This is a genomic window from Methylophaga sp. OBS1 (assembly GCF_026319365.1).
The window spans coordinates 1,144,321-1,156,311 of sequence record NZ_JAPDMS010000001.1 but is presented as its reverse complement, the minus strand read 5'-3'; the positions used below and the strand labels follow the sequence as shown (position 1 = coordinate 1,156,311).

Below are 11,991 nucleotides of genomic sequence, written 5' to 3'. Positions count from 1 at the left end.
GCATTAATGGAACAATTTAGCCCCGCACTGGCACATGGACATCTTGAGCCCGTGTTTCAGGATATTTTTTTCGTTACTGGTGCGATGGAAACCGTGCTTCAGGATTTGGATTGGTGTTTTAGTCGCAATATGACCGTGGTCAGGGAGGGGGAACGACTGATCGTCATCAACACGGTTCGCCTTGATGAAACGGGATTGGCGGAGTTGGAGCGTCTCGGACAGGTGACCGATGTCATACGGCTTGGTGCTTTACATGGTCGTGATGATTCTTTCTATGTGGACCGCTATCAGGCTCGATACTGGACCTTACCCGGTCTTGCCAATGACAATACACTGGCAGTGACTCATACGCTCAGTGAGGAGGGACCGTTGCCTATTTCCGATGCCTCATTGTTTGAGTTTCAGACAACGCGGCTCCCTGAAGGTATTCTGCATCTTAAACGAGACGGTGGCATCCTCATCGCCTGTGATGCACTGCAGAACTGGATTTCAGACGATGAATTTTTCTCTGATGCTTCCAGAGATCGGATGCAGGAGATGGGTTTTTTCACGCCCGCCAATCTGGGACCGGTCTGGTGTCAGGCGGCTGCACCTGGCGGGGAAGACTTTTTACGACTGAAAACACTGAACTTCAAACATGCACTTTGCGGACATGGCGAGCCTCTGAGGGAAACGGCGCACGAAGACTACAGCGCGACCTTTAACCGGTTATTCGGTGTCTAGCGCGGTTATCATCGATGAGGGTGAAAAAAGGACTGCAACTACCCGGCTATGAAGTGGGCTCCGCGCTTTATCAAAGTGGGGGACGGGTTATTTATCGAGCTTATCGCATACAAGACAATCTCCCTGTAGCGGTTGAGACGATTGATGCCGAATACCCTGAGCGTCAACAGGTGGCCGAAATGTATCGTGAAGGTCGCATGTTGCGACAGCTGAAAGAAGTGACCGGAGTGCGTCAGATTTATGCAGTGCAGACTCACGGTAGCGGTAATCTGGCACTGATCTGCGAGTACTTCAGTCACACCCTTCAATCCCATCTCAGCGCCAAAGAAGGCAAGATTTTATTGCTTGTCGAAGTGCTCAATATTGCCTTACAACTTGCTCATATCCTGGAGAGACTTCACGAACAGGATATTGTGCATAAAGCACTAACCCCCGACCATATCCTTTTTGACCCTGTCAGTGGTGATGTAGCGCTGGCAGGCTTTGGCATTGCTTCTGAATTAGATCAGGAGCGGCAGACCGTACAACTGTCCAGGCATATCGACGGACCGCTAGCCTATATGTCGCCTGAGCAGACAGGCAGGATGAATCGGGAGTTGGATTACCGATCTGATTATTACTCGCTCGGCGTGTTGTTGTTCGAGTTAATGACCGGGGAAAAACCATTTCAGGCAGACAGTCCGTTGGGATGGGTCCACAGTCATATCAGTCGACTCCCACCAGCCCCCCATCAAATCGTTGAAGCGATACCAGAGGCGCTATCGGATATCGTCCTCAAGCTGATGGCAAAAAGCCCCGAATCACGATATCAGAGTGCTGCTGGACTGATACACGATCTGAAATACTGTGCGGATCGCTTGGCCGCTGGCCATAAAATTGAGCGTTTTCAACTGGGTAAGAGGGATATGGGACATAAGTTCCTGATTCCACAAACCATCTATGGTCGTGAACGAGAGCTCGCGACGTTGATGCAGCTGTTCGATACTGCCGCGTCAGGGGGGACGGCATTCTGCCTGATTCATGGTTATTCCGGTGTCGGTAAATCGGCATTGGTTAACGAGATAGATCGACCGCTGGTGCGCGAGCACGGCTTTCTGGTTCAGGGCAAATTCGAGCAGTTTCAACATGGTGAAGCCTACAAAGTACTGGCAACCGCCTTACGCGGTCTCGTTCAGCAGATTCTGGCATTAGCTGAAGCAGAGCTGGCCGGTTGGCGAGAACAGCTACTGGAGGCGCTGACACCGAATGCCGCTCTGGTCGTGGATTTGGTACCGGAGCTGGAATTAATCATCGGCTCTCAACCCTCAGTTGCCACATTGCCACCAGCGGAAGCCAGTAACCGGTTACACCTCGTTTTGCTTGCTTTTCTACGTGTGTTTGCAGGGGAGGGGCATCCGGTTGTGCTGTTTCTTGATGATCTGCAGTGGAGTGATACGCCTACACTGGATTTTCTGCGTCGCATGATGACGACCCATGAGCTCAAACACTTGCTGTTTATCGGGGCTTATCGCAGTAACGAAGTGGGGCCGGGACACCCACTTCGGTTATTGCTGGAAGAGGTTCAGGAACAGGCTAATATTCACCCTTTACCGCTGGGGCCGCTTGATAGAAGCTCTGTGGAAAAACTCGTGGCTGAAGGCTTATATCGCGAACCGGCTGAAGTACGACCACTCAGCAATATGCTCTATGACAAGGCGCAGGGTAATCCTTTTTTTACAAATGAATTGCTGCGGCAACTTCACAAGGAAGCTGCGATAACAGCAGATCTGAATACGGGACAATGGGACTGGGATTTGGATGCGGCACGGTGGTCAACTGTCAGTAGCGATGTCGTTGAGTTTATGGTGGATAATCTCAGGCGGTTTGAGTCTGACACACAGCTGATTCTGCAATTGGCCGCCTGCATTGGTGGTCGTTTTGATTTGCATACCCTCTCGCTGGTCTATGAGCATTCTTTATCAGACACCGCTAAGGCATTACAGCCAGCATTGAAGCAACACACCATCCTGCCCTTGCACAGTGATTATCGACTGGTAGGAGAGGGCGACCTGGGGTTGGACTTTAATCCAACTTATAAATTCCATCATGATCGTGTGCAACAGGCTGCCTATGCCTTGATCGACCCTCAGCAACGACAAGCTGTTCATCTTTTCGTTGGACGCTTAGTGCTTCAGCACCTGGGTCAGGAGACAGTGCCTGATGATCGTCTTATCGATATCGTTGAGCATCTCAATGCCGGGCGAGCACTAATTGATTCCATAGAAGAGCGATGGCTGCTTGCAGAATTGAATTTGCGAGCGGGTGTCCGTGCCAGGCAGTCTTCAGCCTATGAATCAGCCTGGCACTACCTGATGGTTGCCGCGGAACAGTTACCCGCTGATTCATGGCAGCGCACGCCTGTATTTATGAAAGATCTTGCACTGGAAACGCAGCAGTGTGCCTATCTTACCGGACGTACTGAGGCGGCTGAGAATGGGATAGCGATCTTGCTTGAGCATGCTGAGTCGGATTTGGCGCGAGCAGACATACTGGCCATTCGTACCCGCCAATACGCGACACTGGGCCGAATGGCAGCGTCTATTCATTCGGCAATCGAGGGATTAGCGCTGCTTGGTGTGGATTTTACTGACCAGCCTGGAGATGCAGACATCGACGAAGAGCGACGCTTGGTTGAAGCGAACCTGCAGGGGCGGGCTATCTCAGATTTGGTCGATGCACCTCTGGTTCAGGACAAATCAGCACTGACCGCGATGCGATTGTTGATGGAAATTTTTGCGGCCGCCTTTTTATCCGGTAGTGGTAAGTTATTCCCCTATCTGGTGCTGAAATCAGTCAATTTGTCATTACGTCATGGCAACTGCCCGGAGTCTGCTTTTATTTATGCGGCTTATGGCATGCTGCTTTGTGGCGAACTCAATGAGCCAGCACTGGGTTATCAGTATGGTAAAGTCGGCCTGGCTATCAATGAGCGACTCGATGATCTCACGCTCAGGGCAAGAGTTATCTATGTCTATGGGATGTTCGTACATCATTGGAGTCATCACTGGTCAAGTCTGACCCCCTGGTTCCGCAGAGGTATTGAAGCGGGCTATCAGACGGGGGACTTACTTTACCTCGCCTACAGTGCTCAGGATTGTGTCATTTGGGATCCAAAGCTGGACTTGGAAACAGCACATCGACTGCATGCCGAGAATCTGGAGATTGTGCGTGAGTGTGCCTATCAGGATTCACTGGATTCAGGGACCTTATTTTTACAATTTCAGCGAAACCTGCTTGGCCTGACAGATAATCCCTATTCGCTCAGTGACGCCAGCTTTGACCAAGAGGCCTGTCTGGCCGGCATGCACCAGCGTGGGTTTATGACGGGTATTGCCAATTACCATATCTACAGTGCCGAAATTTGTTTTCTGTATGGCGAGACAGATTTAGCACTGGAACACGTCAGGGCACAGGATGGCCTGGTCAAATCAGCGATGTCTCTGCCGCAGCTGGTTCGTTTCTATATCGTGGCATTTATGACGCTGGCAAGTCACTATCCCAAAATGGCGGCAAATCAGCAGCGCGATACCCGTGAACGCATGATACGTGATCTTGAACAAATGAAACGGTGGGCGGATAACTGCCCGGACAACTTTCGCCATCTTCAGTATCTGATGGAAGCAGAACTGGAGAGCTTGCAAGGCACGCTTGAGTTAGCTCTGGAATACTATGAAGCTGCGATCGATGCGGCGAGAGAAACAGGATTCCTTCGAGACGAGGCCACGGCTCATGAGCGAGCTGCGCGATATTTACTTGCACATAGACGGGAAAGGGCAGCGCTGGGTTATTTACGCGGCGCCTATCATCTATATGATCGCTGGGGTGCCCAGCGGAAAGTCGATCTGCTGGAACAGGAATTCCCGGTATTAAAAGCGTTGTCGGCAGAAGTAAATAGTCATGCTGTACAGAGAGAGCCGACCGATATCGACCTCGCCTCAGTCATGAAAGCTTCAAGGGAAATCTCCGGCGAAATCGTACTGGACCGCTTGCTCAAAACGACGATGAATATCGTGCTTGAAAATGCCGGCGGTCAATGGGGATGTCTGGTCGTTGTTCGAGGTGGTCGATTGGTTGTAGAGGCTGTTGCTCTACCCGAATCGACATTATCGACAGCAGGTTTACCTCATCAATCACTGATTCCTGATAATGAAGGTGGTCGTCTTGCACTACCGGTCACCCTGATCACTCAGGTACTGCGAAGTGGTGAATCAGAAGTTATCCATGATGTATCGCAGAAAAGTTTATTCACTCAGGATCCTTATATACTCAAGTTCAGACCCAAGTCGGTATTGTGCGTGCCCATCAGACGTGAGCGTTTTGAGGGCGCTTTATATATGGAAAATAACCTCGCGAGCGGTGTCTTTACTCAATCACGAGTGGAGGTGATTCAGTTGTTGGCAGCCCAGGCATCGGTCGCAATTGAGAATGCCAGTCTGTACGAACAGGTTCAGGATTATTCCCGGACTCTGGAACATAAAGTAGCCGAGCGGACGGCGCGACTGGAGCAGCTTAATCAGAAATTGCAGGGACTGGCTGAACATGACGGTCTGACCGGCATTGCTAACCGCCGCCGTGGAGATGCCTACCTGGCTGAGGTATGGACTCGACTGCGGCGTGAAAAAAAGCCTTTATCGGTGATTATGCTTGATGTCGATCACTTCAAGGCCTTTAATGATAATTATGGTCATCGGGCAGGGGACAACTGCCTGATATCGGTTGCTGAAACATTACGAGCACAACTACAAAGACCGGGAGATCTGCTTGCTCGATATGGTGGCGAGGAATTTATCCTTATCCTGCCAGACACTGACAGCCAGGGCGCAACGCTTATGGGGGAAAAGGTGCGTGCTGCCATAGAGAGTCTGGCAATAGAGCACGCGCACTCTTCAACCGCCGAGGTGGTGACTTTAAGCGCGGGGACGGCCACTGTGACGCCCGAGGCTGAAGCAGGTCTGGAACAACTACTTCGAGCAGCCGATACCGCACTTTATCGAGCTAAACAATCAGGTCGCAACCGGGTGAAAGCGGCCAATGATGGAGTAAGCGAGAAGTAAAGAGATGAGCACAAAAAAAGCAGTCATCGCTAGGCGAATAACTGCTTTATTGTATTTACTTTTTTGGCGCGCCCGGGAGGATTCGAACCTCCGACCGCCTGGTTCGTAGCCAGGTACTCTATCCAGCTGAGCTACGGGCGCTAAAGCCGTTTATTATACTAACATCCAGTGATGTCCGCAATAATAATTCTGGCGGAGAGCGAGGGATTCGAACCCTCGATAGGGGTTAACCTATACGCCCTTAGCAGGGGCGCGCCTTCAGCCACTCGGCCAGCTCTCCATCAAAGCGGCACAGTATAACAGATGTATTTTATTTGGCTAGTGATATCGTGAAATTAACCGGCATTCGGGTGATCTTTTTCCTGCTGGATACGATCATAGATTTCTTCACGATGCACAGATACGTCTTTAGGTGCGTCCACACCGATTCTGACCTGGTTACCTTTAACACCAAGCACATTTACAACGACATCATCACCAATGATGAGTGATTCGCCGACACGACGTGTGAGTATTAACATGATTTTTCCCCTTTACTCTCAAAAGCAGGCCGAGGTCACCAGGAGAAAATGTGAATTCTTCCATGCTGTAAGGCCTCGTGCCTTGTCCTGTTTAATGAATATTTCCTTGTTTAGAGATCTTATACGTCTCTTTTATTGTGGACTGTAAAATAGTCGTAACTACTTCACAGTCCAGTTCATTTTATCAGGAAGTTAAGTTGTTCGCGAGATAATTGTCTCAGTTTTATGACAAAAATCAGGCAGCTGGGTTCTGTTCCAGGTTGAATGCCTTGTGCAGTGCGCGAACACCCAGTTCCAGGTATTTTTCATTGACTACCACGGAAATTTTAATTTCAGAGGTCGAAATCATTTCAATATTGATGTTCTCATTAGCAAGCGCAGTGAACATCGTGCTGGCAATACCGGCATGAGAACGCATACCTACACCGACGACCGAAATTTTGGCGATATGATCATCACCATTGACCTCGCGCGCGCCAAGTTTTTCAGCTGTCTGCTCCAGAATCTTCAGCGCTGATTTGTAATCATTACGATGGACGGTAAAAGTAAAGTCGGTGGTGGAATCGTGTCCCGTGTTCTGAATGATCATGTCGACTTCAATATTCTGTGCCGCCACCGGGCCCAGAATCTGTGAGGCGACGCCGGGATGATCGGGGACACCCAGTACGGTAATTTTGGCTTCATCGCGGTTAAACGCGATACCTGAAATAAGAGCTTGTTCCATTGATGGGTCCTCTGCAGCGATCAGTGTGCCGCCACCTTCTGTGAAAGAAGAGAGCACACGAAGCGGAACATTATATTTACTGGCAAATTCGACTGAGCGAATCTGCAATACCTTGGCACCTAAGCTGGCCATTTCCAGCATTTCTTCGAAGGTGATGTGATCGAGGCGACGAGCTTCAGGCACGACCCGCGGATCTGTGGTGTAAACGCCATCAACGTCGGTATAGATCTGACATTCGTCAGCTTTCAATGCTGCAGCCAGTGCCACTGCTGTGGTATCGCTACCACCGCGGCCCAGTGTGGTGATATTGCCGTTTTCATCACAGCCCTGAAAACCCGCTACAACAACGACGCTACCTTGTTTGAGATCATCACGGATTTTGTGATCATCGATCTCGGTGATCCGTGCCTTGTTATGGGCGTTGTCGGTAAGAATACGCACCTGACTGCCGGTGTAGGATACCGCTGGCATGCCCATTTGCTGCAAAGTCATGCTAAGCAGGGCGATGGTGACCTGTTCACCGGTTGACAGCAGCACATCGAGTTCGCGACCACGTGGCTCATCATTCAATTGTTTGGCTAAGTCAATCAGCCGGTTGGTCTCGCCGCTCATCGCAGAGACGACAACCACCATATCGTGACCCTGGTTACGGTAATCAATAACTTTTTTGGCAACTTCTTTGATTCGCTCGACCGAGCCTACGGACGTGCCGCCGTATTTCTGTACGATAAGTGACATGCTTAATTTTCCAGCTTAGATCCGACCCAGTCCGAGACAGAGGCCAAAGCCGCTGCCAGGTTCTGAGGCTCATTACCGCCGCCCTGTGCCATATCCGGGCGGCCGCCACCTTTACCTCCGACCTGACCGGCTACATGTCCGACCAGATCACCGGCGCGGATTTTATCGGTAATATCCTTGGTGACGCCAGCAATAATTGTGATTTTTTCATCCTTGACCGACGTCAGCACGATCGCCGCACTGCCCAGCTTGTTTTTGAGCTGATCAACAGCGTCTCGCAGGGCTTTACCGTCAGCACCCTCAAGCGTTGAGGCGAGTACCTTGATGCCATTAATATCTTTAGCATCATTGGCCAGATCGTCACCGGCGCTGCTGGCCAGTTTCCCTTTCAGACTTTCCAGTTCCTTTTCCAGCTCACGGTTGCGCTGAACTAAGGCGGAGGCTTTGTCCTGCACATTGTCAGGTTTGGCTTTCAGCAGTTCGGAAACCTGGTTGAGTGTATTCAGCGTGTTATCGACGAAATCCAGCGCGGTATCGCCTGTGACTGCTTCAATACGGCGGACACCAGAAGCGATGCCGGCTTCAGCGGTGATTTTGAACAGGCCGATATCGCCTGTATTTCTAACGTGGGTGCCACCACACAGTTCGATAGAAAAATCACTCATGCTGAGCACGCGGACTTTTTCATCATACTTTTCGCCGAACAGCGCCATGGCACCGCTATTCTTAGCTTCTTCCAGTGCCATCAAGCGTGTTTCGACCGGGTGGTTCATTCGAATCTGCTGATTAACCATCCGCTCGATTTCATGCAACTGCGCATCGGTCAATGGCTCAAAGTGGGAGAAATCAAAGCGCAGACGATGGGGATCAACCAATGACCCTTTCTGTGTGACATGGTCACCCAGCACTTTACGTAAAGCGGCATGCAGAAGGTGTGTGGCCGAGTGGTTCAGCGCGGTCGCCAGACGATTGTTTTCATCGATCTGTGCGGTGACTTTCTGCCCAACCTGGAAGCGGCCGTTTTCACAGCGGCCGATATGGGTGAAGGCTTTGCCCTGTTTGCGGGTATCGGTGACGGTGAAGCTGGCGGAATCAGTAGTGATTTCACCGTGATCGCCAACCTGGCCACCGGATTCGGCATAGAAAGGCGTATTGTCGAGCACCAGAATGCCTTCCTGACCTTCATTCAGGCTGTCTACGTGCTCACCATTGAGAATGATATCGGTGATAGTGCCGTCTTCCTGAGTATGCTCATAACCACAGAACTCAGTTTCGCTGTCAATATTGAGTTGTTCGGTCATGCCGCCACCGAACTGGCTGGCACTGCGGGCACGTGAACGTTGTTCTTCCATCGCCCGCTCGAAGCCGGCGATATCGATAGTCAGACCACGCTCGCGGGCGATATCAGCGGTCAAATCGATAGGGAAGCCATAGGTGTCATACAACAGGAACACAGTTTCCCCCGGAATCTCCTTGTCCCCCATGTCTTCAATCGCCTGATCCAGAATGCGCAGACCGTTATCCAGCGTGTCGGCGAAACGATTCTCTTCCTGCAACAGGGCCTTTTCAACCAGGGACTGGGCTTGAGCCAGTTCCGGGAATGCCTCGCCCATTTCATCAACTAATGGTTGCACCAGTTTGTGGAAGAAGGTGTCTTTAAGGCCCAGTTTATGACCGTGACGAATCGCACGGCGGATGATACGGCGCAGTACATAACCACGACCTTCATTTGATGGGTGCACGCCGTCAGCAATCATGAATGAGCAGGACCGGATATGGTCAGCAATCACCCGCAGCGAGAAGTTGCTGCTATCTTCAGTGCCTGACAGGGCCTGAATGGCTTTAATCAGGTGCTGGAACAGATCGATGTCGTAGTTGTTGTGCACGTTTTGCAGCACAGCAGCCAGTCGCTCCAGCCCCATGCCGGTATCCACTGAGGGTTTAGGCAGTGGCGTGAGGGTGCCATCAGCGCTGCGATTGTACTGCATGAATACGAGATTCCAGATCTCGATATAGCGGTCGCCGTCTTCTTCCGGTGTTCCCGGTGGACCACCGGCAACCTCAGGGCCGTGATCATAAAAAATCTCGGAGCAGGGACCGCAGGGACCGGTATCGCCCATCGACCAGAAGTTATCCTTGGCACCGATGCGGGAGAAACGCTCTGCAGAAATACCGATTTCTTTGAGCCAGATATCGGCGGCCTCATCATCTTCCTCAAACACCGTGACCCAGAGTTTTTCTGGTGGCAGTCCCAGCGTGTCTGTCAGAAACTCCCAGGCATATTGGATCGCTTCACGCTTGAAATAATCACCGAAGCTGAAGTTACCCAGCATTTCAAAAAAGGTATGGTGACGGGCGGTGTAACCGACGTTTTCCAGGTCATTATGCTTACCACCGGCTCGCACACAACGCTGGGTCGTCACTGCACGTGTGTAGGCGCGGGTTTCCTGGCCCAGGAAGGTCTCCTTGAATTGGACCATGCCAGCGTTGGTAAACAACAGGGTCGGATCGTTGGCAGGCACCAGCGGACTACTGGAAACCACTTCGTGTCCCTTGCCGGCAAAGAAGTCGAGGAACAATTTGCGTATATCAGCGCTACTTTTCATCGTCAGTTACGTTAAAACTTTCCGTTATTTCGTCATGAGTAAACCCGCGGTACTGTAAAAACCGTTGCTGTTTGGCACGGCTCTTAAAATCTTCCGGGTTTTGCTCGCCAAAACGTTTGCGTCTGACCTCAGAGGCCAGCGCAAACCAGTCTGTATCTGCCTGTTGCAGCGTGTCCGTGATAATGTCGGCAGCCACTCCACGTTCTTTCAACTCCATCCGAATCCGGATGCTGCCATAGCCCCGATTGATGCGGGAATTGACAAAGCTCTCAGCAAAACGCTCATCACTCTGTAGCCCGGCTTGTTGCAGTTCGGCCAGACTTTGTTCAATCTCGATCTCTTCAAAACCAGCTTTTGCCAGCTTGCGGTTCAGTTCCAGTGCACTATGTTCGCGGCGGGCCAGATAGCTCACTGCCTGTTCACTGGCGGATTTGCTCACGCTTCCAGATCGTCCTCAACCGCATCGTTCTCAGCCGCCTTCACTTTTTTAGGCAGCAGGATTTCACGTACCTTGGCTTCGATTTCAGCCGCCGTAGTCGGATTTTCCTTGAGGAAGTTTCGAACATTGTCCTTACCCTGACCGATACGGTTACCGTCATAGCTGTACCAGGCACCGGATTTCTCGACGATATTGGCCTGTACACCCATGTCGATCAGTTCACCTTCGCGTGAAATGCCTTCGCCATAGAGAATGTCGAACTCGACCTGTTTGAAAGGCGGCGCCACTTTATTCTTAACGACTTTAACGCGGGTTTCATTACCCAGGATTTCATCGCCTTTTTTGATAGCACCGATACGACGGATATCCAGTCGAACAGAAGAGTAGAATTTCAGGGCATTACCACCGGTGGTGGTTTCCGGGTTACCGAACATGACACCAATCTTCATCCGGATTTGGTTGATGAAGATAACCAACGTGTTGGAACGTTTAATATTGGCGGTGAGTTTACGCAGTGCCTGAGACATCAGACGGGCCTGCAGACCCATGTGGCTGTCACCCATTTCACCCTCGATTTCCGCTTTCGGGGTCAAAGCAGCGACCGAGTCGACGACCACGATATCCACCGCACCGGAACGTACCAGCATGTCGGTGATTTCCAGTGCCTGTTCACCGGTGTCTGGCTGGGAGACCAGCAGGTCGTCGATATTGACGCCCAGTTTTTCAGCGTAATCCGGGTCCAGGGCGTGCTCGGCATCAACGAAGGCAGCCGTGCCGCCTGTTTTCTGCATTTCTGCGATCGCATGCAGCGTTAATGTGGTTTTACCGGATGATTCCGGACCGTAAATTTCAATGATACGACCACGGGGCAGGCCGCCGATCCCAAGCGCGATGTCCAGGCCGATAGAGCCGGTTGAGACCGAAGCCACGTCGCGAGCGGCACCGGCGTCACCCAGACGCATGACCGCACCTTTGCCGAATTGCTTTTCAATCTGTCCCAGCGCTGCGCCCAGTGCTTTCTTTCTGTTGTCATCCATCTTGCGCCACCCCTGAATTGATTAATTAAAACCAATGGATTATCCCATAGATATCACTCAGGCTCTAGAGGTGAAACGGGCTTTTAACGGTGCGGAGAAAATGACCGCTG

The 11,991-nt window shown here is 51.3% G+C and carries 7 protein-coding genes and 2 tRNA genes; 2 read left to right on the top strand and 7 right to left on the bottom strand.

The window, feature by feature from the left end:
• Positions 1-6: 6 nt before the first annotated feature.
• The gene (locus OMQ46_RS05635; RefSeq protein WP_266235115.1) at positions 7-723 is read left to right on the top strand and encodes a hypothetical protein; all 717 of its coding nucleotides are present in this window, start codon (positions 7-9) and stop codon (positions 721-723) included.
• A 14-nt stretch (positions 724-737) separates the two neighbouring features.
• Positions 738-5,816 carry a diguanylate cyclase domain-containing protein gene (locus tag OMQ46_RS05630; RefSeq protein WP_266235116.1) on the top strand — a complete coding sequence of 1,693 codons (5,079 nt, stop codon included), beginning with the start codon at positions 738-740 and terminating at the stop codon, positions 5,814-5,816.
• 64 nt (positions 5,817-5,880) lie between these two features.
• Here the strand turns inward: OMQ46_RS05630 and OMQ46_RS05625 are convergent.
• The 7 genes from OMQ46_RS05625 to recA form a co-directional block, all read right to left on the bottom strand.
• Positions 5,881-5,957, bottom strand: a tRNA-Arg gene (locus OMQ46_RS05625).
• A gap of 49 nt (positions 5,958-6,006) precedes the next feature.
• Positions 6,007-6,096: transfer RNA gene (locus OMQ46_RS05620), tRNA-Ser, on the bottom strand.
• 55 nt (positions 6,097-6,151) lie between these two features.
• On the bottom strand, positions 6,152-6,337 hold the full coding sequence (gene csrA, locus OMQ46_RS05615; RefSeq protein WP_266235118.1) for a carbon storage regulator CsrA: 186 nt from the start codon (positions 6,335-6,337) through the stop codon (positions 6,152-6,154).
• A gap of 235 nt (positions 6,338-6,572) precedes the next feature.
• Complete coding sequence (locus tag OMQ46_RS05610) at positions 6,573-7,799, bottom strand: aspartate kinase (protein WP_266235120.1); 1,227 nt, start codon at positions 7,797-7,799, stop codon at positions 6,573-6,575.
• A 2-nt stretch (positions 7,800-7,801) separates the two neighbouring features.
• Positions 7,802-10,405, bottom strand: coding sequence for an alanine--tRNA ligase (gene alaS, locus OMQ46_RS05605; RefSeq protein ID WP_266235122.1), 2,604 nt, complete (start codon positions 10,403-10,405; stop codon positions 7,802-7,804).
• Entirely contained in the window at positions 10,395-10,844 is a 450-nt protein-coding gene (gene recX, locus OMQ46_RS05600; protein ID WP_266235124.1) for a recombination regulator RecX, read from the bottom strand. The genes alaS and recX overlap by 11 nt, the downstream gene beginning before the upstream one ends.
• Positions 10,841-11,881 (bottom strand): recombinase RecA, encoded by a 1,041-nt coding sequence (gene recA / locus OMQ46_RS05595; protein WP_266235126.1) that lies wholly within the window; start codon positions 11,879-11,881, stop codon positions 10,841-10,843. Before recA ends, recX begins: the two co-directional genes overlap by 4 nt.
• Positions 11,882-11,991 lie beyond the last annotated feature (110 nt).